Here is a 21,862-nt window from a genome sequence, read left to right as displayed (position 1 = left end):
TGTAATTTCTCTACGGTTCAACTGAGGCAGCGTCTGTTTGAATGTTTGCTGCTCTCGACCTTATTAGAGTGGCTGGCGACGCAATGGGACGTGCCGAGCACATGCGCGGCGAGTAAACTGCGCCGCGCATCGCTGCAAGATTTCAGGGAAGCGCGGACTTGTCTTTCTTCAAAGCCGTAAGGCGCGTCAGGAGCGAAGTGTACTGATAAACGGCCTTCAGAAGCTCTTTTGCCAGTTCAATTGCAAGCTCTGCCTCTTCCTCTCCAATCTTGTCATAGTCCTTCGCTTCAATGTGGGCGGCGTCATTCCCCAGAATCCGCAATTCATCCGCTGCATTCAGCAATTCGGTCGGAATTATCGCTACCGCGTTCAACGCAGCTATCCTGGCCTTTAGGTTTGCGCCAAACGCCTTTTTGTCCTCGCACAATTCCTCAAGCGTGCGGCGTATCATGAGCGCCGAAGCCCGATAACAGCCGGACGAATGGCATTTCACAGCCTCTTCAAGCGATGCCAGAATACTCGGCGGCAAATTGCTAGCGTCAAAATCGATCACTTCGGCTGGGAATGTCACTGCCGCTCCACCCGGCGTTTGCCGGGCAAAAAACAGCACAGAATTGCATTCAGTGTTTGGGCAAACCCGGATTCCAAACGTCTTCGTGCCAATCGGCGTGAACCGTCCATTAGCCTGCTTTTCGACTACGGCGCTGGTTACATCGTTCACGCCGACGTGGGAAAAACTCCCAACGTGCCGGCAGGCCGGACACCGGACGTTGATCGCCGGCGGATCAGCCATCGTAAAATGCCCGGTGGTTTTCAGATACAAGACCGCATCCCCCAACGACGACTTACATTCGCGCACTCACGGCGAGATTCGCGCACAAAGTATTGTATTGTAAGCGGTCGATCTAGGCATTGCCTTTCGCTTGGGCTCTTGTCGTCAACGAGAGTCCAAGTGCGAAGTAGCCCAGCTGCGATCGACCCGATTGGACAACAAATGGCAGATGACGCACAATCGCATTTAGTGTCGGGGGATACTTCATGAGATGGCAATTCGCATTTCTGTAGCTGGAGCGCTGATAGGGCGCGATGACCGTTTCCAAGGCATCAGACTTGAACAATCCTATCGCCAAGGAACTTTTCGCTGCCCTTGACGTGAGCGATCCCTCAAAGCCGTTGGATGCCTTTGCCCGCAAACGCATCGCGGCAGCCTCTTTCGCTTACTGGCAGGCAATCGACGCAATCGTTCCTCGACCGTCACCGGCAGAGTCGCAGTGGCTCCAGCAAGAGCTTTCCACCTCTGACGGCACTCGCCTGTCGCGTGCCCTATCGACCCCTGTCTACGCCCTCCAAGAGTTGTCTTACACCACGAACAACTGCAAGGAGATTTCAAAGGCTTTGGAGGGCGCTGCTGGCGGAGCGAAAACATTGGAACTCTACCTTTGGCTCAAGTTGACCCAATGCTATGCCTATCCGGACGACATCAAAACTTTCGAAAACAATGCCGGCCTAAAGCTCGAATTATATCATTCCGTTCCCCGTGGCCTTGTTTTCAAGGTGATCACCGGGAAATTGGCGAACAGCATCAATGTCGAGCAGTAGGTAAATTCATACCCCTGCGTTTCCCCCAGCCGCCTTTTTTGCTTCACAAAATCTGGTAACTCGCTGTATTTATTTCTATTTCTAGCTCAACTGGTCAAGTTGGCGTCAGTTCGGGTATTTGGTGCTCAGGCAGCAACTCGCCTCCGTTCACCGCGCGTTGTATTTCCCCACCACCCGATGGCAAATCGGCCAGTCCACGCGGCTCTCCGTAAACGTCTTCGCCGGCCGATACTGCTCCAGCGTCCATTCGCGGTCGTTCATGCCGAGCAGGCGCTTGATGATGGCCTCCTCGTCGCCGCGCTCCTTGGGCGGCGTGTGGAAGAACACGGCGTCCGAATCGCGTGCTGGCTGCAAATGCGGGTTCACCAGCGCCGTGTCGCCGGGCCAATAGGCGGGGATCATGGATTCGCCGCGCACCAGGATGCCGTAGCCCCCGCGCACATTCTGCAGCACCGCCGGCCGCTTCACCCAGTCGATCGCCTCGAAGGTGACGATCATATGGCCTTCGCCGCCCATGGCCGCAGCATAGATCGGCAGGTCGCGGCCGCCGACCAGCTCGTCGCCGGGGATGATCGGCGTGCGCGACGCTTTCGGCTTCGGCTCGCGCACAATCGGCACAGGTGCGGCGCCTGAGGCGTCGAGCAGCCAGGCGACATCGGTCTTGAGCAGCGCGGCGAGCTCGGGCAGGCGCTCCATCGAGGGGCGGGTGGTATCCGCCTCCCATTGCGTGACCGAGACGCGCTTGATGCCAAAATGGTCAGCGACGTCGTTCTGCGTCAGGCGGGCAGCCTCCCGCGCCTGGCGCAGGCGCTGGCCGAGTGTCGTCGAGTCGATGCGTATCGTCGCGATCATGGCGCAGCATAGTAACTATTGCTTACTTTTTTGCAAGAGATTGCCTGTTGACATAGTAGGTAGGTAATACCTACCATCATGCCATGATCGAAATCGTCAGAATCGCAGCCGCCAAGGTTGGCGGATTGGGCGCGCTTGCCTCGCATCTGGGCATCCGCCACCAGGCCTTCTACTCCTGGAAGCGGGTGCCGGCCGAACGCGTGCTCGACATCGAGCGCGCCACCGGCATCTCGCGCCATGCGCAGCGCCCCGACCTCTTCGGTCCCGATATTCTTGCCGGTCGCGCATCCTCCCAAGCCGGGACCGGCAGCAGCGAGGAGGCGCCGCGATGAGCCGCGCCTCCTCGATAAAAGTGCCGGAAAATGGCCGGGAAAGCCGGAAATCGCCGGTGGATTTCACGCTCTTCGCACTCTTTCTGGAAGCCCGGCGCATCCATCGCGGCAAGTCGCCGACGCGCGTGGCGAGAGAGGCGGACGTCGAGGTCGACGCCGTCTTTCGCGCCGCGCGCGGCCGCGATCCGGGCGCCGACGAGTTCCTCGCGCTCTGCGCCTGGATCGGCGAGGAACCTGCGCTGTTTCTCAAAAAGGAGGCCAGGCATGGTTAGGCTCGCTGCCTATGATTATCGCGAGCTCGGCAAGCTCTTGCGGGCGACGCTCAAGGAAGACGGCCGCGGCTGGCGCGTTTGCGCCGCCGACATCGGGTTAAGCGCTTCCGACCTTTCGCGCGTCTGCAACGGCCAGAGCGTCTCGGCGCCCAAGGTCATCGCCGTGTGCGATTGGCTGAAATTTTCCTTCCGAGCCTTTTACCTGCCGCCCCCGCGTGACACCGGCGCGATGTTTCACGGGAAGAGCACTGAAACAGGGAGCACCGGCGATGCTGGATAGACCCGCAAAAGCAATCTTCGGGAACCCTAGCAGCATCGACGCGACGGCGCTCTTCAAGCTCCCTTTGCCGATGCAGGCCGAAGGCGTGCGGCTGCTGTTCGAAATGGGCCAGAGCCTCGATCAGGTGAGGGCGCGGCTGGGGCTATCCGCCCGGCAGGTGCGGGCGCTGGCTGAAACCGAGGGTGTGTTCTCGCGCGGCGGCGAGGGGATCGGAAAAGAGTTCGAATGAACCATCGTGAAGAGATCATAGGCGCCTGCCGTTTGATCTTAGGGGATTGCCGGAAGGTGTTGTCGACGCTTTTCGGCATCAAAGCAATCCTCACTGACCCGCCGTACGGAATCGGCATTGCATCGAATCCGGTGAGGCAAAAGCATGAGCGCAAGGACTGGGACGCAAGCGCGCCAAGTGAAAGTACTTTCGATTTAATGCGGAGGGTCTCGGATCAACAGATTATCTGGGGCGGCAATTACTTCCCGCTGCCGCCCTCCCAGTGCTTTTTGGTGTGGGACAAGGTCCAACCAGAGGACTTCAGTCTTGCGATGTGTGAGCAGGCTTGGGCCTCGTTTCAAAGCCCCGCAAAGCTCTACCGTCGCCGGGTCGTCGGCTATGCCAAGACCCACCCGACCCAAAAGCCGGTAGAATTGATGGAGTGGTGCCTTCGGTTTTTCGCGGCAGGTACAGTTTGCGACCCCTTCATGGGATCGGGCACGACTGCGTCGCATGCGTGAAGCAGGGCCGCCCCTTCATCGGCATCGAAATTGATGCCCTCTATTTCGAGATCGCATGCGAGCGGATCCGAAAGGCCTATGCGCAGCCAGACATGTTTGTCGAAGCCCCAGCTGAGCCGAAACAGGAGTCGCTGTTTTGAGCGAGCAGTCTGGTGGCTCCGTTATCGGACATTTCGTCGAAGAGGCGCGCGCCGTCTCGATCGACGACGCCGCCAAACGGCTCGGCCTGAAATTCACCGGCCGCCGTCACGAGCACCCGCAGCCATGCCCGCATTGCGGAGGCACGGACACCTTTGCGTTCAACACCGCCAAGAACAAATGGAACTGCCGGGCTGGTGGCGCCGGCGGAAATGACGGCATCGGTATGGCTGCCCACTGCGAGGGCCTCGACCTGCATCGTCGCGCGGCCTTGCTGGAGGCATGCTCCATTGTGCTCCAGCAGCCGGTACCTTGCGAGGCGGGCCAGGAAGACGCGGCCGAGGCTATCGCTCGCCGCAGCCGCCTTGAAGAGCGCCGGCAGCTGAATGAAGTTCGGGCGGCTGAACGCGCCGAACGGCGGGTCGACTATCGCGAGCGCGAACGGCAAAAGGCCAGGTCCATCTACGAAGCCGCCGCGCGCGTCGGCCGCTTCGGGCGGCTGGTCATCGATTATCTCGAGGCACGCGGCTGCGGGCGCATTCGCGCCCCGCAATGGCTGCGCTGCGCATCGGAGCTGGCTTACTGGCACGGCAGCGATCAGCGCGGTCGGCCGAGTGAGCTCCATTCTGGGCCGGCGATGGTCGCGCCCTTCATCAATTCCGACCTGAATGCGATCGGCTGCCACATCACCTGGATCGATCTCGCGCGTCCGCCGAAGTGCCGGCCGCTGCTCACCGATCCGGCGACGGGCGAGGCCCTACCGACCAAGAAAATGCGCGGCTCGAAGAAGGGCGGGCTGATCCCGCTTTTCGGCGATCCTTCAGCGGCACGTTGGGTCGGCGGGGAGGGTATCGAGAACGGGGCGGCCTTTGCGTGTTGGGAGAGCTGGCGCGAGGACACGTTCTATTTCGCCGCCGGCGATCTCGGCAATCTTGCCGGCCCGGCCGATCCCGCCTCGCGGTTCGCCCATCCGGAATTGAAGAAGCCGGATTCGAAAGGCGTGCCGCGACCGGTGATGATTGCCGGCCCGATTCCTCGACCTGGTCAGGAACCCGAGGACGCCATCTGGGTGGGCGAGCAGGTCACTGAGCTCGTGCTGCTCGCCGACGGCGACTCCGAGCGCGTTATGACGGCGGCTGCCATGGCGCGCGCCCGCGCCAGGCATGCGAGGCCGGGCAGGGCGATCCCGATCGTCTGGCCGCGGCCTGGAAGCGATTTCGCCTCCATGGCTGCCGAAGCCGCGAAGAGGGTGGCGTGAGCAGGAAGAAGCCCGCCATGCCGGACCAGGTGGCCGCCGTCCTCGAGGAAGCCCAGCGCCAGGCTGCCGCCTATGGGATAGAGCCCCGATCCCCCTTGCCTGGCGCGGGTGAAACGCGGCGGCGGCTTCCCGAACAGCCCGACGAGCAGTCGGTGCTGAGCGACTGCGCCTCGGAGCCCGAGACGGATATCGGCAATGGTCGCCGTTTTCTGATCCGCTACGGCTCGCGGGTGCTGCATGTGGCCCGCGTCGGCTGGCATGGCTTCGACGGCACACGCTGGAAAGAGGACGAAGGTGGTTCGGTGGTCCGGCCGCTGGCCCAGAAAACCGCCGAATTGATCTCGGCCGAGGCCGCGCTGCTGACCGCGACCGAGGATGAGGAGAGGGCCCTGGAGGCCGGCCGGAACGCCCGCCTGGAGCGCAAGCGCTTAGGCGCGCCGAAGAAGGGCTGGGACGCCGGGAAGCTCGGCCGGCTGATGGAACTGGAAGACATGATCGACGCGGCCGATGAGGCGCGGAAGAGCGCCAACGCGAGGAAGTCGTCACGGCATCGTCATGCGAAAAGCTCGGCCGGTTCCTCGAAGCTGGACAACATGATGAAGGAGGCGCTGCCGCATGTAGCCAGGATGGTGGGCGACCTCAACAGGGACGTCTACGCCTTCAACTGCCGCTCCGGCACGCTGCGCTTTGTGCGGATGGAGCACGAGGAGTCTGATCCGCAGGATCCAGTCTTTGAGTGGCGGCCGCGCCTCGACCTTCACAATCCCGTCGACCTGATCTCGAAAAGCGGCGAGGCCGAGTACCGGCCGGAAGCGCAAGCGCCGGTGTTCGACGCCTTCCTGAAGGAAGTGCAGCCCGACCCGGAGATCAGGAGCTTCCTGCAGCGGTTTGCGGGCTATTGCCTTCTCGGCCTCACCGTCGAGCAATGCCTGGTGTTCTTCTACGGCGCCGGTTCGAACGGCAAGTCGACCTTCGTCGACCTGCTCTGCTCGATCCTCGGCGACTTTGCGGTGACGCTGTCGATCGACAGTTTCGCCGGCGACAGCAGGCGAGGGGGCAACGAGGCGACGCCCGACCTCGCGCGCCTGCCCGGGGCGCGGCTGGTCGCGGCATCGGAACCCGAAATGGGCGTGAAGCTGAAGGATGCGCTGATCAAGACGCTGACCGGCGGCGAGAAGATCGCGGTGCGGCGGCTGCACCAGGATTTCTTCGAGGTGCTGCCGCAGTTCAAGATCCTGCTTTCGGGTAACCACAAGCCGCGCATCGACGACACCTCCGACGGCATCTGGCGCCGCGTCTACCTCGTACCCTGGGAAGTCCAGATCTCGAAGGACAGGATCGATCGTGACCTGCCCAAGAAGCTGCGCGCCGAAGCCGACGGCGTCTTCGCCTGGCTGGTACGGGGAACGCTGGACTACCTGAACTATGGGTTGCGACCACCGGAAAGCGTGCTCGCCGCGACCCGCGAATATCGGGAAGAGAGCGATCCGATTGGCGCCTTCCTGCGCAACGCCTGCGTCGTGACGGGCAAGGAGGATGACGAGACCTCGCCCGGCGATTTGCATCTCGGCTACGCCAACTGGGCAGTCCGCGAGGGTGCGGCCGAGTTCAAAGCCTCTACGTTCTCGCGCAAGCTTCCCGACTACACCCGGCTGACATGGCGATCGCCTGAAGGCGCGATGAAGCGCTTCTGGAAGGCGAAAAGCGGCACCACGATTTACCGGGGCATCAGGGTCAAGGACGAGTTCGTCAGGCCGCCCGGCCGCGATCCAGGCCCTTCGCCGGAGCCATACGGCTTTGAGGGCTGACCCTTTCCCCATTTTGGCGCCAAGGCCGCGAGGGACGGTAGATTGCGAGTTGGGGAAGGGAGCCGGACTGAAAGGGTTTGGGAAAGCAGCAGGTTAGGAAGCAAGGGACGCTAGGGTCGATTTTTCTCGGTTCGTCCGTGCGCGGATGAGATCAAACGAAGGACAAAGAGGGATGGCGGGTGTTTCATGTATGGCGCGGATTTCATCGTCCCTTGCGACCTTCCCGTCCCGACATCCCGGCTATCCTGCTGCTTTTGTTCGCTTTGTTACCTTTTCGATTTGGGACGAAGAGCAGCGAGTTGGGTCGATAAGAGAAAAATTGGGACGAAGGAGTGCCAGCACATGAAGACGGTGAACATAGAAGAGCTGTTGACCTGGGCCTTCGTCCATGAGCTGCCGAAGGGCGGTGGCGTGGAAGGTCTGGAAAATCCGCATTCGGCTTGGCGCATGTTGCAGGCTTCCTCATGGGGCAAGATCACCAGCTTTGGCGAGCTTGGCGCGCTGATAGACGCCGGCCGCAAAGACTATGATAATTTTTGGATCGAGCAGGGCGAGCCGCATGAGGATGCGGTGACCGTTGGCCGGGCGGTGGCCGCGCTGGCCGCTTGCGAGGTCATCAAACCGCAGGGCTGGAATGGCTTGGCCGATTGGCCGGATACGCACGGTTTGGCCGAGCTGTACGTTGCGCGGGCGGTTGAGCGCTATAGCGCCCGTTCGCACGCGCAACGCGGCGAAGGCATTGTTAGCCTGGTCGTCGGAACCGCGATCCTCGGGCGGGAGCCGGACTGGACCGCGGAGCCTGCCAGGGTTCGGCTGGCGGAGCGCGGCGGCAAGCCGGCCTGGTTCGTCATGAAGCGCGTCATCGACAATAACGGCCAGGCCTACGATATCGAGGTGCATGGCTATGACGAGCGCCTCAAGCGGCCGGCGAAGGGCGCTTACCGAAAGTACGAGTTCGCGACCGATCCGAGCGGCGACATCATGGGCCGGCTCGACTACCAGATCTGGGTCGCGGCGTTGCGCTGGCTCGAGGCCGAGCTCGGGCCGCAGCTGATCGCGCATCGGCTGGTGTCTTCCGACCGCTCGATGACGCCCTGGCTCGAGGAGGACAGGGCGGGTATTTGGCTGGCGGAAGGCGCCGCAGACCGGGGAGCGAAAAAAACTGCCTCCGTCCGTTGACGCGCGGCAGAAACTTGACATAGACCTGATCACGGTAAGAAAGAACTCGCCCCGGCGCTCCTCGCGACCGGGGCTTTTCATTTTCGGAGTGCGAGCGTGAACGGCCTGCTGACGATCAGGTGGGCCGATCTGTCCGGGCTCAGGCGGCTCGACAATGCGCTGGGCCGCTTGAGCGAGATGCAGCGCAGCTTGGTGCTGGCGCGAGCCGTGAATCATGTCGGCGATCGGTTGCGCACCAAGCTGACGCGGACGCTCGCGAACCAGACGGGCCTGCCGTACCGGACGATCCGCAGGGCGATCAAGGTCGAGCGGGCCAACTATGGCGAGCTCGCCTATGCCATGCGCACGCAGGGCGGCGACGTCTCGCTCAAATACTTCCAGCCGCGCGAGACGCGGGCTGGCGTGACCGCTTCGCCTTTCGGCGCGCGGCGGCTGTTTGCCGGAGACTTCACCAAGGCAGGCCGGTTTCCAAATCGCGTCGCAGCCAATGGCTTGGGCGGCCACGTCTACGCGCCGGACCGCTCCTCGACGAGGTGGGGCAGGCCCGTCTCACTCGTGGATTCAGGCGTCATCATCCCGGCCGAGATGGTCAAGGGCGACACGGCTCAAGAGTTCACAACCTTCGCCAACCGCGAGCTGCCGCCGAGGGTCATGCATGAGATCAGCTTCATGCTCCCCGGCTTCTTCGACTGACCGGGCAAGACAGCCACTCCGCTGCCCAAAGCTATAGGGACCGTATCCCGAGCCTCGACCTAGGACGGGCAGACCCGCCCCTGAATTTTTGCCAGTCGCACCATCCAAAAAGTTGAGTTGTCAGGGTTGTCAGCGGCTCGAAGGAAGTTGTCTGAATGCCGTCTGAAGAAACCATCATGGCGACGCCTGCCGAGATTGCGGCGCGCGATGGCGTCACGAAGCAGGCCGTCACCAAACTCGTGCGGCGGCTGGTCGAGGAGCACGACCTTCCGGTCGAGCGCGACGCGCGCGATCGGATCATGCGGTTCTCGCTGGCGCACTACGATCACTACCGCGGCGAGTTCGCCAGCTCCGAGAAGATTGCGGCCGCTCGCAAGGACGCGACGTCAGCCCCGCCGGCCAACTCCAGCACGTCGCGCGACGAAGCGCTTCGGCAAGAAGCCTGGCTCAAAGTCGGACGCGAGAAGCTGCGTCGGCAGGAGCATATCGGCCAGTTGGTTCGTGCCGACCGGATGCGTGAAGCCCTGACCGTCTGCGGCCGGGAGATCCAGTCGAGCATCGCCCGCCTGCAGAACAAGGCCGACGACATGGCTTTGGCAGTTTCCAGAGAAGGCGCTCATGGCCTGCGCGTGCTGTTGCGTAGCATCGCTTTCGAGTTGAACACCGAAATCGCCGATCGGCTCGGCGCCATCGTCGAGAAAGCTGCCGAGCATGACGACGTGCTCGAGGACGAAGAGATTTGAGCATCCATGTCGGGCCTGGCCATCCGGGGGCGCTCCGCCTGGCCGGCGTAGCACTGGCGGAGGCGATCAGGCCTCGCCCGCCGGCGCGCTTTCGCGAGTGGCTGCCCGACAACATCGTGCTCGTCGACGGGCCTAAGAAAGGAGAACTCTGGGCGCTTGAGGATGCGCCGTATCTCGGCGAGATCGCCGACTGCCTGTCGCTCGAGCATCCCTGCAATCTGGTGACGGTGCGCAAGTCGCAGCAGACCGGCGTCTCGATCCTCGCCCTTGCCTGGTCGCTCTACATCGCCGACACGGCGCCAGACAATACCATCTATGGCCTGCCGTCGATCGACTTCCTGCAGGACATGAACAGCCAGAAGCTGCAGCCGCTTATCGAGGCGTGGCAGGCGAAGACTGGCAAGCAGGTGATCTTCCCGGCCGTGAGCCGGTCCGGCTCGGGCTCCACCATCTACGAGAAGCGCTTCGCCGGCGGATCGCTAATGCTCGCCAACGCCAACGTCGCGACCGATCTCTCGGGCAAGACGACGCGCTACGGCGTCAAGGACGAGGTCTCCAAGTGGCAGACCCATGTCAGCGGCGACGATCCGGAAACGCTCTTCTTCGGTCGCTTCACCGCCTTCCGGCGCACAAAGGCCTTCAAGATCTTCGAGCTGTCGACGCCCGAGATCGACACCGGCGACGAACTCGGCGATCTGCCGGGGCACTGCCGGATCGACCGTTCCTTCAAGCGCTCCGACCAGCGTTTCTGGAACATTGCCTGTGTTGAATGTGGCGGCGAGTTCGTCCAGGCCCACGAGGGCTTTCACCTCGATCGCCTGCATCCGCACAAGAGCTTCTATGTCTGCCCGCATTGCGGGCACATCATCACCGAAACCGAGCGGGTCATCGGCGTCCGCAATGGACGCTACATCGCCACCCTGACCGGTCCTGACCGGCACCCCGGCTTCCACGTCGATGCCTTCATCTCGCTGATGATGAGCTACGAAGCGATCGCCGAGGACATACTCAACCACTCCAAGGCCGGCGGTCTCGGCGACAAGGGCATTTTCAATCTGGTGTACGGCCTTCCCGCAAAGGTGAAGGGCAACGCGCCGGAATACGAGCGGCTGATGGAGCGCCGCGAACCCTTCGCGGAAATGAAGATCCCTGCCGAGGGGCTTATTCTCGTCGCCGGCGCCGACGTGCAGCACAATGGCATCTGGACCGTCGTCGTCGCCTTTGGCGAAGACCGGCAGTGCTGGGTGCTGGGCGTCCGCTTCTTCGAGGGTGCGACGGACAATGCAGGCGAAGGCGCCTGGACGAAGCTCGGTGAGTTCTTCGCCAAGCCGCTCCACGACGCTTTCGGTAGCTGGCGGCGGATCGAGGCACTGGCCGTGGACGGCGGCGACGGCGGCCGCACCAATCAGGTCCTGGAATGGTGCCGGCGGCGCCCCAATGCCTATGCTGTCAAGGGCGTCGGCGGACGCGGTATGCCGGCAATCAGCGTCCCGGCCAAGAAGTCGGTCACCAAGCGCGGCAAGCGCAAGCGTTTCGGCAGCGCCATGCTGTGGCCGGTCGGCACATGGGGCTTGAAGTCCGAGCTGTTCGCCAATCTGCACAAGCCCGGCCTGCGTTCCGGCGAGCCGGCCGATCCGCCTGGCTACGTGCATTTCGGCGACTTCCTGCCGAAGGAATATTTCCTGCAGCTTACGGCGGAGGCCTTCGTCGCCGAGGTCGTGCGCGGCAAGTTCCACGAGGAATGGAAACGCCTGCGGCCGGACAACCACTGCCTGGACGCGCAGGTCTACGCCATGGCGATGGCGGAAATGCTCGGGCTGTCGACCAACAGGGCGGACGACTGGGCGGCGCTGCGCGAGCGCCTGAGACCGGCTTCGGAGCCGGATCTGCTTCACGGCCTGCGCCATGCCCCGAAGCCTGAACCCACGGACCCGACGGAATCGACGACGGACGAGGCCTCGCAAGCCCGTCGCGAGAAATGGAAAAGGCGCGCATGAAGTTGCTGGAGCGGATATTGGGCAGGGGAGGCGCCGCTCCGCGCCCGCCTGCAAATGCCGGGTATCTGCGCGACAGCCGTTCGCGGATCCTGTCGACGCGCGGCACCGCGCTGCGCGACCACCGCGACGAGGTCCGCACCGCCTGGCGCCGCGCGGCCGGCCTTGCCATGGACATCATCCAGAATTCCGGCCGTCTGAGAGGTGCGGTCGACCAGGTCATCGCCGACACCGTCGGGGTCGAGCTCATCCTCAATCCGATGCCGGACCTGGCAAAGCTTGGTTACGACAGGAAGGAGACGGACGATTTCATCAAGCTGTTGAAGGCCGAGTGGAAGCGCTGGGCGTGGAACGCGCGCGAATGCGACCTTAAGGGCAAATTCATCGTGCCGCAAAAGGTCGACATCGCTCTGCGCCATGACGTTGTCTTTGGCGAGGCGCTGATGCTGATGGACTATATGTCCGCCGGCGACCGCCGCCGCTACGGCATCACGTCCGGAACCAAGATGTGCCTGACGACGCCTACCGCTTTGGTGCAGGACACCAGTGAGTTCGAGGGGCTGTATCAAGGCGTCATCCACGATCCGAACGGCCGTCCTGTGGCTTACCGTCTCGCCGAGAAAGAAACCGGCATCGTCGTCAAGCGCGACCATCGGGCCTATGACGCGCAAGGGCGGCAGATGGTCGCTCATGTGTTCGATCCGGTCGACGGCAACGACGTGCGCGGCATTTCTCGGCTCGTCGCGGCCTTTCGCGAATACCTGCAATGGGAGACGCTGGTCGACGTGACGATCCAGACAGGCATCCTGCAGACCGTCTTTGCCCAGGTGCTGACCAGCGAAAAGCCTTCGGCAGAGGCCTTCGAGGCTCTTGAGGCGCTCGGCGAGAGCCAGGACGGCAAGGAGCTGCGCGCCCAGTTCCGCGACTATTTCCTTGCCGTCATGGACAAGGCGGCCGAAAGCGAAATCTCGGTCGGCAGCGATCCGAAAATCTCGCATTTGGCGCCCGGAGAGAAACTCGACCTGATGTCGACCGGCATTCCGGGGCCGCAATTCCTGCCCGTATCCAACGAGCTGCAGCGCGGCATGGCGCGCGCGATCGGCATCAGCGTTGCCAGCTACACGATGAACTACGAGGGCGCGACCTATTCCTCGACCCGAATGGAAGGGGCGTCCCTGCACCCGGTTGTCACCCGCCGTCGCGATCGCATCGCTTCGCCGATCTGCCAGATCGGCTTCGAGCATCTGGTGGACGAGCTGATCGGTACCGGCCGGCTGCCGTTCAAGGGTGGCTACGAGGCTTTCTCCGCAAACCGCGACAGGGTGCTTTGGGCAATGTGGCAAGGCCCGGCCAAGGCCACTGCCGACGACCAGAAGAGCGCCAAGGCCGCGAGCGAGCGGCTGCTCAACGGGACGTCGACGCTTGACATGGAATGCGCCGAGATCGGCGCCGACGCGGAGGAGGTCTTCGAGCGCCGGCTCTACTGGCACAAGCGCTATGTCGAAGCGGGCATGCCGTCGCCGTTCGGTCAGGGGCCGGGCGACGCGAAGGACGACGTCATCCAGGACGAGAAGGCATCGAAGAAAAAGGAGGATGCCTGATGCCGACCCTCGTCACCATCAACGGCGTTGCCGTCGACCAGGATGACCCCTGCGCGCTCTATCAGGCGCTCTATGCGGTCAAGCTGCGCGCGCTCGCCGGCGAGCATGTCGAGGAACTGTCTATCCAGTCCCCGGTGACGCGAGAGCAGCTTCGTTTTTCCGGCGCCGACATCAAGGCGCTCGACGCCGAACTGATGCGCCTTGCGGCCGCCTGCTCGGCAAAGAACGGAAAGCGTTCGCGCTACGCCAAGACGATGCGGTTCATCCGCTAGGAGCTTCCATGACATCGCTGATCCATATCGCCGACCGGGTGCTGAACCGGCCGCTGCTGATCACGCGTGACAAGGCCGAGGTGGTGCTTTCCGTCCTTGCCGGCAGGCTCGGCGTCAATGGGCCCGAGAGTTCCCGATTCGAGGGGGGATCGGTCGTCGAGGACGAGAACGGTGCCCGTCGCGCCGTGCCGTATCGCGTCACCCGCGACGGGGTTGGCATCATCACGGTCACCGGCTCCCTGGTGAACCGCGGCGCCTGGGTCGGTGCCAGCTCCGGTCTGACTTCCTACGAAGGGATCGGCTTCCAGCTGAAATCGGCAGCTGCCGACCCGGCTGTCAGGTCTGTCATCCTTGACATGCATTCGCCAGGCGGCGAAGCCGTGGGCGCCTTCGAAACCGCGGCCCTCGTGCACGATCTTGCCGCAAGGAAGCGGACCGTCGCGGTTGTCAACGGCATGGCGGCTTCGGCCATGTACGCCATCGCGTCCGGCGCCAACGAGATCGTCACCACGGAAACCGGCATAGCGGGCTCGATCGGCGTCGTTCTTCTGCACGCCGACTTCAGCCGGCAGCTGGACCGCGACGGCATCACGCCGACGCTCATCCACGCCGGCGCCCACAAGGTCGACGCCAACCCTTTCGAGCCGCTTTCCGACGCCGTCCGCGAGGACCTGCAGGCCGAAGTTGACGCCTTCTACGGCGCCTTCCTCGCCACGGTAGCCAAAGGCCGGGGCTCCAGGCTCACCGCAGCCGCCGCGCGCAAGACGGAAGCACGCACGTTCATTGGCAAGGCTGCGGTCGACGCCGGCATCGCCGACCGGGTCGGTTCGTTCGAAAGCGTGCTTGCCGAACTTTCCCGCGCCTCCACGCCGAACGGCGGGCGCTCAACCCCGCAGAAAGGGAGCACATCCATGAGCGAGAACCCCGGCGCGCCCGCAGCCATTGGAGTTGCCGGCATTCCGAAAGCCGATCACGACGCGGCCGTCGCGGCTGCCGAGACCAAAGGCCATGCCGCCGGCGTGGCGGCCGAGAACAAGCGCCTGACGACCGCCCTTGGCGCCGAGGGCGTCAAGGGAGACGGCGGTCGCATGGCGGCGGCGCTCGACCTGGCGACCAAGTCGCCTGCCATGACCGGTGAAGATGTCGCCGCGTTCGTCGTCGCGAACGTCGCGGCGTTCAAGCCGGTAGACGCAGGCGCCGAGGTCTATGAGAAATCGCGCCTTGCCGCGGCCGGCCTCGCACAGCCCGGCGCTGGAAAGTCCGCGGCGGCATCGCAGGAAGCGGCCAACCGGATCCTGGCCAATTACCGCGCCTCGACGGGAGCGCCGGCCCGGCAGGGCTGATGCCTCGCACCATCCAATCGCAACTCCTCACCTGAAAGGGTCGATCATGACCAGCATTCCCTTTGCGCAGCCGGGCATGGCGGCACGGGACGTTTCCGAGACGTTCACCTCCGCCGAAATCTTCAATTCGGCCATACCGCACCCTGTCACCGAGGACTTTCCCGTGGCAGCGGATGTAGCGCTGCCGGCTTTCTCGGTTGTCGGCCTCGCGGCCACGGACACCGTGGCCATGGCGACTTTTGTCCATGCGCCCGGCAGCAAGGCGACCGGCCGGCTGGTGCTCTCCGGTGCCGGGGCTGTCGACGACACCATCACCCTCGGCGCGACGGTCTATACCTTGAAGGCTGCGCCGACGACTGTCGCCGGTCAGATCAAGATCGGTGCGACGGCGGCGGAGACCGCCAGCAATTTGATCGCGGCGATCAATGGCGGAGCTGGTGCCGGCACCGCATACGGTTCGCTCACCACGCCCCATCCCGATGTCAGCGCTCAGTCCGATGCCGCCGGGATCGTCGGTATCGCCGCCAAGACCGCGGGAGCGCCCGGCAACGCGATCGCAACCACCGAGACCGGCGCAGCCATCGCATTTTCGAACACCACCCTCGTCGGCGGGGCGGATCAGATCGGTGTGGCGCCCCTCGGCATCACGACTGCCCCGGTGGTCGACACCGATGTCGCGCAGCGCGTCGCGATCTACCGGGCCGGCAATTTCAATCCGGATGCGCTCAATTGGGATGCCTCGTTCAACACGGATGACAAGCGCGAGGCCGCTTTCCGGGGCGCGCCGGCGCCCACCAACATCCTCGTCCGCAAGCGGCTCTGAGCGCAAGGCGCAAACTCTTAACGCAATCGCGGCGTCGGCCGCATCTTCACAAGGGCCACGACCATGGCGGATTTCGACAACTACGAACTTTGGGACACGCACACCCTGCTCGGTGTGTTCCGCGAGCTCGACATCGTGCCGAGCTACTGGCTCGATCTTCTCTTCCCCCACCAGATGTCATCGACCGACGAATATATCGACCTGGAGAAGATTCCGCGTTCGGGCCGCAAGCTCGCGCCCTTCGTCGCCCCGATGGCGCAGGGGCGGGCGATCTACGAGGAAGGCGCGCGCGTCGAGCGCTTCAAGCCGGGTTACGTCAAGGCCAGCGACCCTGTATCGCCGCTGCGGGCTCTCACCCGCCGCCCAGGGACGTTGCTTGGTCCCAATGCGCAGAGCCCCGCGGCCCGCTACGATGCGGTCAAGGCCGACATCCTGCAGTTCCATCGCGTCGCGGTCGAAAGGCTCTGGGAATGGATGGCCGCCAAGGCCGTCATCGACGGCCAGGTCGTCATCGAAGGCAAGGATATGCCGCAGCGGCTGGTCGACTTCGGTCGAGCGGCCGGACACACCGTGGTGCTCGGCGCCGGCGCGCGCTGGGGTGATCCCGGGGTGTCCATCCTCGACGACATCCAGGGCTGGGCGGACACGATGCATTCGGCCGAATTCGGCGGCGCGCCGAACCGCATCACCGTCGGCACGGATGCCTGGGGCGTCATGCGGCGCGACAGCGAGATCCTCGCCGAGATGGACTTGACCAGGCGCGGCAATGCCGACCTGACGATCAAGACCGGCCTCATGACCACCGGCGAGGTCCGCTATGGCGGCACGCTCGGTGGCGGTATCGAAGTCTGGGTCTATAAGGACTATTACACCGTCAACGGCTCGGTCACTCCGTTCATGTCGCCCAAGGATGTCGTGCTGACCGGTCCGAACGTGCAGGGCTATCGCTGCTTCGGAACGATCGTCGACGTGCATGCGCAGTTCGAGGCGCTGGCGATCTTCCCGCGCAACTACATTCCCGAAGGCGATGTGGCGATCGAGCAGATCCTCACCCAGTCGGCGCCGCTGATGGTGCCCGTCAATCCGAACGCGACGCTGAAGGCGACCGTCCTCGGCTGATTGCCCCGGTCCGACATCGTTTCTCGGCAATTCAACACAATTGGAGAAAGCATCATGGTCAAAGCCGTTGCTTTGAGCACCGTTCACCTGTGCAAGTCGCCGGGCGAGAAGAGCCTGGAAGGCAAGACAATCAAGCGCGCAGAAATCGAGGTGAAGGCGCCTGGATCAATCATCGACGTCGACAAGAAGCAGCTCGACGATCTTGTCGCAAAGGGTGCCGCGCGCCCGGCCAGCAAGGTTGACCTCGTGAAGGCGGACGAGGCCAGCCAGATGGACCTCGGCCAGGCCTGAGGCCTCACCTTTTCGGAGCCTTTCATGGATATTCGTGCAGCCCGCTCGCGCCTTGTCCATGAGACGCGCTCCCGCCTCGGCGATCTCATCACCATCCGCGCCAAGGTCCGGGGCGAGATGTCGGTAGCCGACGATCCGTCGCGCCCGGCCATGCTCGGCCTGAAAGGCCGGTTCGACATCGATCCGGACCTGGAATTCCTCGGCGGCCGCGATCGCGGCATGGCCCCGACCCGCTACGCCGGCCGGCTGTGCACCGCTTCGATCCCGCGCGCCGATATGGCCTGGCTGCCGAAGACCGGCGATCAGTGCGAGGTCACCAGCCGCCCGGCCGAGCCGATCTATTCGATCGAGCGCGTCGTCGATGACCTGCCCGAGGTGATCGTGTTCTATCTGTCGAACCTGAAGGCGGCGCCGTGATCTCCGCCAAAGGCGGCAACCGCGCGTCGGGCACGTTTGCCCGGCCGTCCGCAGCGAGCGGCGAAGCCGCGGCGAGCGAAGGACAGAACGGATGAGCCTGGTCAACGCCATGCTGCGCATGCTTGCAGTGCAGGCGCTGCGCGGCAACACCATCGCCGCCGACGGCGTCACCGATTCCTCGATCGAGGCGCTGTCTTCGATCATGAGCGACCGACAGACGCCGGTCATCCTCGTTCGCATCGACGAGAGCAAGTATGCCGGCCAGAACGAGGGTTTCTTCGTCACCTCCGGCACCGTGACCTTCGCGCTCGACCTGATCGTTGCCAGCAGCGTCACCTATCAGACGACCGACGGCCAGGCGGTCAACCAGATCGAGATCGCGCCGACCGATGCCGGTCTTGAATTCTCGCTCGACATGCTCGACCGGCAGTGGCGGCGCGTGCTGTCCGATCCCAACAATGCCTTCGCGGAATGCTTCCGCTCGCTTGTCGCCGCGATCGGGCCGGTGAAGGCCGCTCGCGGCGTCGATCCGGAAGGCGGCCGCAAGCACGCCATCCGCATGGTCGAGATTGAGATCGAGCCGGTCTGCGATCCCGCTCCGGGCGCCGAGCTGCCTCCCGTCATTGACGCGGCACTGACCAAACTGGCGACGGTCCCGGACTACCAGTCTGCGGTCGTCATCATGCGCGGCGAGTTCGCCAAGGGCTTCGACCTGATGAGCTGGCAGAAGATCCAGTCGACCCTGATGACCACGGCCGCGGTGCCGGCCATGCTGGGCGTCGCACCGCCCGATGCCGGCGAAGTCGTCGGGTTCGACCAGGTCGGCACCGTCATCAACGGCGAGCAGACCGAACTGACGGACGATATCCTGCCCGATCCCGATCTCGGCGGGTCCGCCTGATGCATGACACGGAACTGGTGAAGGTCATCCTCGGCCTCCAGGCCGATATCGCCGCGCTAAAGCGCATGGTCGCCGGCAACCTGCGGTTCGGCACGGTGAAGAAGGTCGATCACGACGCCAAGCGCGTGCAGCTCTTGCTGTCGGACGCCAATGGCCGCGAATTCCTGTCGCCGCTGCGGCCGTGGGGCGAGATCGCCGGCACCGAAAAGTCCTGGCGGCCGCCGACGCAAGGCCAGCAGATGATGCTGGTCGCGCCGCATGGCGACATGCGCCAGGCGGTCGCGCTGCCGATGACCTATTCGGACCAGAACGCATCCCCGTCGTCCGATCCGGGGACGCGGATCCTGTCGACCTTCGGCGGGGCGACGATGCTGTTCGACGGCGGCGGCTACCGCGCGGAACTGTCGGCATCCCGCGTCGACCTCGGCGCGGCCGAGGGCAAGAAGGTCGCCCGCATCGGCGATCGCGTCCATGTCATGTCGGGATCTTCGACCGGCCTTTGGCCGATCGTCGAGGGCTCCTCGAAAGTATTCGCCGCCGACTAGGAGGCCTCCATGAAACTCGTTGTCACCAAGCGCGCGCCGCACCTTGGCGTGGCCGGCACCGCCGTCGAAATGACGCCGTCGCAGGCGGCCTATGAGCGGCTGCGCGGCCATGTCGTCGAGCCGGCGCAGCCGAAGGCTGATGGATCGGCCGACGCTCCGGCGAAGGGCAGACGCGGGAAGCGCAAGTGACGCAATTCGGCATGGACCGCTCGACCGGGCTGCGGCAGAGCGGCTGGGACAACGTCATCCAGGCGATCGAGATCCTGCTGACGACACGCTATTTCGAGCGCGTCTTGCGTGAATATGTCGGCAGTCCGGTCCCGGCGCTGCTCGGCGAGCTCGCCAACGTCCAGACCGTCATCCGCTTCGAGTGGTCGGTCGCGGCCGTGATCCTGCTTTTCGAGCCGCGCCTCACGCCGACGCGCATCTCGCCGCTGACACTCGACCGCGCCGGCGCTTCCGCCTGGGTCATCGAAGGCATTTACCGGCCGCGCGCCCATCTCGGCGACTTCACGCCGGCCGGCACCGTCTCGCTGCGCCTCGGTCAGGCCGGCGGCCAACTGATCGTAACTTCTTCATAGCCTCACGCCGCGCACGGCTTCGCCGCCTGCGGCTCCGGTGGGGCGCGGCATCAGCCGCGACGGCCAGTCGGCCTTGCGGGCTTCGCCCGGAAACAGGAACCGCCATGCTCGATCTGTCCACGCTCGAGGGCCTGCCGGCGCCGCAGGCGATCTCCGTCACGTCGGAGGTCGACGCGCTCGCCGCGATCAAGGCGGTCTTCGTCGACCTGGCCACCGCCTATGGGCTAGACGTCACCGGCATCATCGATCTCGAGGGAGAGCCCGGCAACATCCAGCTGCAGGTCGGCGCCTTTCGCGAGGTGCTCTACAGGGCGGGGATCAACGACGCGGTCAAAGCCAACCTGCTGGCCTTCGCGGCCGGCGCCGATCTCGATCACCTGGCTGCGTTCTATGACGTCATCCGCCTGACCGGCGAAACTGATGCCAGGCTGCGCGCCCGCACTGTGGTCGCCATTTCCGGCCGCTCAACAGCCGGCTCCGAAGACTGGTACAAAAGCGCCGCCTTCCGGGCCAGCATCCGGGTCAAGGATGTCGCCGTCTATCGCGTCGGCACCGGACCGGACATCCGCATCGCCGTGCTTGCGACCGACAATTTCGGCGAGCCCGACGCAGCGCTTCTGGCGGGCGTGAACAACGAGGTGCAGAAGAACAGCGTCCGCGTCATTTCTGACCGCGTCACCGTGGTTTCCGCCACCAGCGCCACGGTCAATGTGGCGGCCGACATCTGGCTTCTGCCGACGACGCCGATCACAGTGTTCGACAGTCTCGAAACCCTGCTTCGGCAGGCGATGGCCGAGGAGGGCGGTCTCGGCTTCAACGTCACGCGCTCCTGGCTGACAGCCAAGCTGCAGGCGCCGGGCGTGCAGAGAGTGTCGCTGACCGCTCCGGTGACCGACACGACCGTGGATGACGGCGCCGCGGTGAAGCTTGGCACGGTGACGCTCACCTTCAAGGGCCGCGACCGGTGAGCGAACGGCAGAACCTGCTGCCGCAGAACGCGACGGCCTTCGAGCGCGCGCTCGCGGAATCGCTCGACCGGCTGCCGGAGCTTGAGCCCGGTTTCGACGAGCTGCGCGGCTTCAAATTCGCGCCGGTGCAGCCCTCGATCCTGCCCTGGCTCGTCGTCGAATACGGGCTTGGCGCGATCTCGCAATATCTGCCCGACCTTGCCTCGGTGGTCGAATACGGTCTCCGCTGGCAGCGCGTGAAAGGCACGCCGCAGGGTTTGGCCGAAAGCCTGACATGGGTCGGCTACGCCTTCTCGACCTTCTACGAGGCGCCGGTGCGCCGCACGCGCTGGCACCTCTATGAGCTCGAGCTCGACCGTTTTCGCGACAACGAGGACGATCTCGGCACGATCGAGGCCGTGGTGCGCCTGTCGGACCCGGTCCGCTCCGAGTTCTACCGCGCCTGGAACGGCTACAATGTGCGCGAGCACGACTGGGCCTACACCAGGTGGGGCGACGGCATCTGGGGCGACAACTCCGGCGTGTTCCTCCACGCCGGTGGCGTCAAATGGTCCTTCGGCCGCACCTTCGATGCCGGCCAGCACGATCTGACGGAAGCCGAGCTGACCGCGCTTGGCGCCTGGATCGAGCCGGTCGAGGGCGGGTCGATCGGCTGGGGACCGTTCCCCTGGAACACGCCCGGCCTGAAATGGGTCTCGGACGCCGCTCTGTCCCGGGCGCAGATCATCGCCACCGCGCTGCTCGCCAAGTCGTGCTGGATCGGCGTCTATCGTGAGGACGGCTCGCCGATCGGTTTCCGCAGGGCGCGAGTCTATAGGCCGGTCAGCGCTTCCTTCGGCGGCTACTACCATGCCGCCGGGCAAAGCTGGGTCGTGGCAAGTGGCGCCGGTCCGAACCTTTATGTCGAAGCCATGATGGATTTCGGCGAAGGCGAGGGCGAGACCATCCAATCCTGGAGCGTCACGCTCGGCGGCGCGCCCGTCGGCGCACACCCCGCCGGTATCCGGTGGCTGCCCGGCGCCGCAATCGCGGGTGGCGCCATGGTCGGCGGCTTCGATATCGCGCTGGCGCTTCTCGGCAAAACCTCGCGCGAACGCTTTCGTGCGCTCTTGAAAATCAGCTGA

General features: G+C 64.4%; 28 protein-coding genes. 26 read left to right on the top strand and 2 right to left on the bottom strand.

All coding sequences use genetic code 11. From position 1 onward, the window contains the following. Nucleotides 1–142: 142 nt before the first annotated feature. Nucleotides 143–823 (bottom strand): DUF4145 domain-containing protein, encoded by a 681-nt coding sequence (locus P9217_RS04430; protein ID WP_278086550.1) that lies wholly within the window; start codon nucleotides 821–823, stop codon nucleotides 143–145. 263 nt (nucleotides 824–1,086) lie between these two features. Between P9217_RS04430 and P9217_RS04425 the strand changes: the two genes are divergently transcribed. Then, a complete protein-coding gene (locus tag P9217_RS04425) occupies nucleotides 1,087–1,599 on the top strand; it encodes a hypothetical protein (RefSeq protein ID WP_278086551.1) in 513 nt (170 codons plus the stop codon). A gap of 147 nt (nucleotides 1,600–1,746) precedes the next feature. Here the strand turns inward: P9217_RS04425 and P9217_RS04420 are convergent, their stop codons facing one another. After that, entirely contained in the window at nucleotides 1,747–2,451 is a 705-nt protein-coding gene (locus P9217_RS04420) for a helix-turn-helix domain-containing protein (protein WP_278086552.1), read from the bottom strand. A gap of 83 nt (nucleotides 2,452–2,534) precedes the next feature. Between P9217_RS04420 and P9217_RS04415 the strand changes: the two genes are divergently transcribed. The 25 genes from P9217_RS04415 (at nucleotide 2,535) to P9217_RS04295 (ending at nucleotide 21,862) form a co-directional block, all read left to right on the top strand. Then, entirely contained in the window at nucleotides 2,535–2,783 is a 249-nt protein-coding gene (locus P9217_RS04415) for a Cro/CI family transcriptional regulator (RefSeq protein WP_278086553.1), read from the top strand. Further along, nucleotides 2,780–3,055: a hypothetical protein gene (locus tag P9217_RS04410; protein ID WP_278086554.1), complete on the top strand. Its 276-nt coding sequence runs from the start codon at nucleotides 2,780–2,782 to the stop codon at nucleotides 3,053–3,055. Before P9217_RS04415 ends, P9217_RS04410 begins: the two co-directional genes overlap by 4 nt. Further along, entirely contained in the window at nucleotides 3,048–3,335 is a 288-nt protein-coding gene (locus P9217_RS04405) for a hypothetical protein (protein ID WP_278086555.1), read from the top strand. The genes P9217_RS04410 and P9217_RS04405 overlap by 8 nt, the downstream gene beginning before the upstream one ends. Further along, nucleotides 3,325–3,564 carry a hypothetical protein gene (locus P9217_RS04400; protein ID WP_278086556.1) on the top strand — a complete coding sequence of 80 codons (240 nt, stop codon included), beginning with the start codon at nucleotides 3,325–3,327 and terminating at the stop codon, nucleotides 3,562–3,564. Before P9217_RS04405 ends, P9217_RS04400 begins: the two co-directional genes overlap by 11 nt. Further along, nucleotides 3,561–4,064 (top strand): DNA methyltransferase, encoded by a 504-nt coding sequence (locus P9217_RS04395; protein ID WP_278088272.1) that lies wholly within the window; start codon nucleotides 3,561–3,563, stop codon nucleotides 4,062–4,064. Before P9217_RS04400 ends, P9217_RS04395 begins: the two co-directional genes overlap by 4 nt. Then, the gene (locus tag P9217_RS04390; RefSeq protein ID WP_278088271.1) at nucleotides 4,061–4,204 is read left to right on the top strand and encodes a hypothetical protein; all 144 of its coding nucleotides are present in this window, start codon (nucleotides 4,061–4,063) and stop codon (nucleotides 4,202–4,204) included. Before P9217_RS04395 ends, P9217_RS04390 begins: the two co-directional genes overlap by 4 nt. Next, the gene (locus tag P9217_RS04385) at nucleotides 4,201–5,460 is read left to right on the top strand and encodes a P4 alpha zinc-binding domain-containing protein (protein WP_278086558.1); all 1,260 of its coding nucleotides are present in this window, start codon (nucleotides 4,201–4,203) and stop codon (nucleotides 5,458–5,460) included. The genes P9217_RS04390 and P9217_RS04385 overlap by 4 nt, the downstream gene beginning before the upstream one ends. Next, the gene (locus P9217_RS04380) at nucleotides 5,457–7,268 is read left to right on the top strand and encodes a DNA primase family protein (RefSeq protein ID WP_278086559.1); all 1,812 of its coding nucleotides are present in this window, start codon (nucleotides 5,457–5,459) and stop codon (nucleotides 7,266–7,268) included. Before P9217_RS04385 ends, P9217_RS04380 begins: the two co-directional genes overlap by 4 nt. Before the next feature lie 342 nt (nucleotides 7,269–7,610). Further along, nucleotides 7,611–8,447 (top strand): hypothetical protein, encoded by an 837-nt coding sequence (locus P9217_RS04375; RefSeq protein WP_278086560.1) that lies wholly within the window; start codon nucleotides 7,611–7,613, stop codon nucleotides 8,445–8,447. A 96-nt stretch (nucleotides 8,448–8,543) separates the two neighbouring features. Beyond that, on the top strand, nucleotides 8,544–9,140 hold the full coding sequence (locus P9217_RS04370; RefSeq protein ID WP_278086561.1) for a phage tail protein: 597 nt from the start codon (nucleotides 8,544–8,546) through the stop codon (nucleotides 9,138–9,140). Between the two features lie 176 nt (nucleotides 9,141–9,316). Then, nucleotides 9,317–9,883 carry a hypothetical protein gene (locus tag P9217_RS04365; protein ID WP_278088270.1) on the top strand — a complete coding sequence of 189 codons (567 nt, stop codon included), beginning with the start codon at nucleotides 9,317–9,319 and terminating at the stop codon, nucleotides 9,881–9,883. Continuing rightward, on the top strand, nucleotides 9,880–11,880 hold the full coding sequence (locus P9217_RS04360; protein WP_278086563.1) for a terminase gpA endonuclease subunit: 2,001 nt from the start codon (nucleotides 9,880–9,882) through the stop codon (nucleotides 11,878–11,880). Before P9217_RS04365 ends, P9217_RS04360 begins: the two co-directional genes overlap by 4 nt. Continuing rightward, nucleotides 11,877–13,478, top strand: coding sequence for a phage portal protein (locus P9217_RS04355; protein WP_278086564.1), 1,602 nt, complete (start codon nucleotides 11,877–11,879; stop codon nucleotides 13,476–13,478). The genes P9217_RS04360 and P9217_RS04355 overlap by 4 nt, the downstream gene beginning before the upstream one ends. Beyond that, nucleotides 13,478–13,750, top strand: a complete 273-nt coding sequence (locus P9217_RS04350; protein ID WP_278086565.1) for a hypothetical protein — start codon at nucleotides 13,478–13,480, stop codon at nucleotides 13,748–13,750. The genes P9217_RS04355 and P9217_RS04350 overlap by 1 nt, the downstream gene beginning before the upstream one ends. Before the next feature lie 8 nt (nucleotides 13,751–13,758). Then, a complete protein-coding gene (locus tag P9217_RS04345) occupies nucleotides 13,759–15,093 on the top strand; it encodes a S49 family peptidase (RefSeq protein ID WP_278086566.1) in 1,335 nt (444 codons plus the stop codon). Between the two features lie 46 nt (nucleotides 15,094–15,139). Then, on the top strand, nucleotides 15,140–15,916 hold the full coding sequence (locus P9217_RS04340; protein WP_278086567.1) for a hypothetical protein: 777 nt from the start codon (nucleotides 15,140–15,142) through the stop codon (nucleotides 15,914–15,916). 63 nt (nucleotides 15,917–15,979) lie between these two features. Next, complete coding sequence (locus P9217_RS04335) at nucleotides 15,980–17,035, top strand: major capsid protein (RefSeq protein WP_278086568.1); 1,056 nt, start codon at nucleotides 15,980–15,982, stop codon at nucleotides 17,033–17,035. 54 nt (nucleotides 17,036–17,089) lie between these two features. Further along, nucleotides 17,090–17,326, top strand: a complete 237-nt coding sequence (locus P9217_RS04330) for a hypothetical protein (RefSeq protein ID WP_127246326.1) — start codon at nucleotides 17,090–17,092, stop codon at nucleotides 17,324–17,326. A 24-nt stretch (nucleotides 17,327–17,350) separates the two neighbouring features. After that, nucleotides 17,351–17,743: a hypothetical protein gene (locus tag P9217_RS04325; RefSeq protein WP_278086569.1), complete on the top strand. Its 393-nt coding sequence runs from the start codon at nucleotides 17,351–17,353 to the stop codon at nucleotides 17,741–17,743. Nucleotides 17,744–17,834: 91 nt separating this feature from the next. Beyond that, on the top strand, nucleotides 17,835–18,644 hold the full coding sequence (locus P9217_RS04320) for a hypothetical protein (protein WP_278086570.1): 810 nt from the start codon (nucleotides 17,835–17,837) through the stop codon (nucleotides 18,642–18,644). Beyond that, nucleotides 18,644–19,189, top strand: a complete 546-nt coding sequence (locus tag P9217_RS04315) for a phage baseplate assembly protein V (protein WP_127215574.1) — start codon at nucleotides 18,644–18,646, stop codon at nucleotides 19,187–19,189. The genes P9217_RS04320 and P9217_RS04315 overlap by 1 nt, the downstream gene beginning before the upstream one ends. A gap of 9 nt (nucleotides 19,190–19,198) precedes the next feature. Next, nucleotides 19,199–19,378 (top strand): hypothetical protein, encoded by a 180-nt coding sequence (locus P9217_RS04310; protein ID WP_127215575.1) that lies wholly within the window; start codon nucleotides 19,199–19,201, stop codon nucleotides 19,376–19,378. Next, nucleotides 19,375–19,770 carry a GPW/gp25 family protein gene (locus P9217_RS04305; RefSeq protein ID WP_278086571.1) on the top strand — a complete coding sequence of 132 codons (396 nt, stop codon included), beginning with the start codon at nucleotides 19,375–19,377 and terminating at the stop codon, nucleotides 19,768–19,770. The genes P9217_RS04310 and P9217_RS04305 overlap by 4 nt, the downstream gene beginning before the upstream one ends. 104 nt (nucleotides 19,771–19,874) lie before the next feature. Further along, nucleotides 19,875–20,738 carry a baseplate J/gp47 family protein gene (locus P9217_RS04300; protein WP_278086572.1) on the top strand — a complete coding sequence of 288 codons (864 nt, stop codon included), beginning with the start codon at nucleotides 19,875–19,877 and terminating at the stop codon, nucleotides 20,736–20,738. Further along, entirely contained in the window at nucleotides 20,735–21,862 is a 1,128-nt protein-coding gene (locus tag P9217_RS04295; protein ID WP_278086573.1) for a phage tail protein, read from the top strand. Before P9217_RS04300 ends, P9217_RS04295 begins: the two co-directional genes overlap by 4 nt.

The sequence above is a fragment of the Mesorhizobium sp. WSM4989 genome (assembly GCF_029625795.1).
GTDB lineage: Bacteria > Pseudomonadota > Alphaproteobacteria > Rhizobiales > Rhizobiaceae > Mesorhizobium.
The sequence above is the reverse complement of the archived record's forward strand: the minus strand, read 5'-3'. Positions and strand labels throughout refer to the sequence as shown.

Coding starts and splice junctions, on each gene's coding strand:
- P9217_RS04375 (WP_278086560.1), top strand. CDS start 7,611: ATGAAGACGGTGAACATAGAAGAGCTGTTGACCTGGGCCTTCGTCCAT.
- P9217_RS04350 (WP_278086565.1), top strand. CDS start 13,478: ATGCCGACCCTCGTCACCATCAACGGCGTTGCCGTCGACCAGGATGAC.
- P9217_RS04355 (WP_278086564.1), top strand. CDS start 11,877: ATGAAGTTGCTGGAGCGGATATTGGGCAGGGGAGGCGCCGCTCCGCGC.
- P9217_RS04400 (WP_278086556.1), top strand. CDS start 3,325: ATGCTGGATAGACCCGCAAAAGCAATCTTCGGGAACCCTAGCAGCATC.
- P9217_RS04315 (WP_127215574.1), top strand. CDS start 18,644: ATGCATGACACGGAACTGGTGAAGGTCATCCTCGGCCTCCAGGCCGAT.
- P9217_RS04415 (WP_278086553.1), top strand. CDS start 2,535: ATGATCGAAATCGTCAGAATCGCAGCCGCCAAGGTTGGCGGATTGGGC.
- P9217_RS04340 (WP_278086567.1), top strand. CDS start 15,140: ATGACCAGCATTCCCTTTGCGCAGCCGGGCATGGCGGCACGGGACGTT.
- P9217_RS04420 (WP_278086552.1), bottom strand. CDS start 2,451: ATGATCGCGACGATACGCATCGACTCGACGACACTCGGCCAGCGCCTG.
- P9217_RS04325 (WP_278086569.1), top strand. CDS start 17,351: ATGGATATTCGTGCAGCCCGCTCGCGCCTTGTCCATGAGACGCGCTCC.
- P9217_RS04395 (WP_278088272.1), top strand. CDS start 3,561: ATGAACCATCGTGAAGAGATCATAGGCGCCTGCCGTTTGATCTTAGGG.
- P9217_RS04365 (WP_278088270.1), top strand. CDS start 9,317: ATGGCGACGCCTGCCGAGATTGCGGCGCGCGATGGCGTCACGAAGCAG.
- P9217_RS04310 (WP_127215575.1), top strand. CDS start 19,199: ATGAAACTCGTTGTCACCAAGCGCGCGCCGCACCTTGGCGTGGCCGGC.
- P9217_RS04320 (WP_278086570.1), top strand. CDS start 17,835: ATGAGCCTGGTCAACGCCATGCTGCGCATGCTTGCAGTGCAGGCGCTG.
- P9217_RS04300 (WP_278086572.1), top strand. CDS start 19,875: ATGCTCGATCTGTCCACGCTCGAGGGCCTGCCGGCGCCGCAGGCGATC.
- P9217_RS04345 (WP_278086566.1), top strand. CDS start 13,759: ATGACATCGCTGATCCATATCGCCGACCGGGTGCTGAACCGGCCGCTG.
- P9217_RS04425 (WP_278086551.1), top strand. CDS start 1,087: ATGACCGTTTCCAAGGCATCAGACTTGAACAATCCTATCGCCAAGGAA.
- P9217_RS04330 (WP_127246326.1), top strand. CDS start 17,090: ATGGTCAAAGCCGTTGCTTTGAGCACCGTTCACCTGTGCAAGTCGCCG.
- P9217_RS04335 (WP_278086568.1), top strand. CDS start 15,980: ATGGCGGATTTCGACAACTACGAACTTTGGGACACGCACACCCTGCTC.
- P9217_RS04405 (WP_278086555.1), top strand. CDS start 3,048: ATGGTTAGGCTCGCTGCCTATGATTATCGCGAGCTCGGCAAGCTCTTG.
- P9217_RS04410 (WP_278086554.1), top strand. CDS start 2,780: ATGAGCCGCGCCTCCTCGATAAAAGTGCCGGAAAATGGCCGGGAAAGC.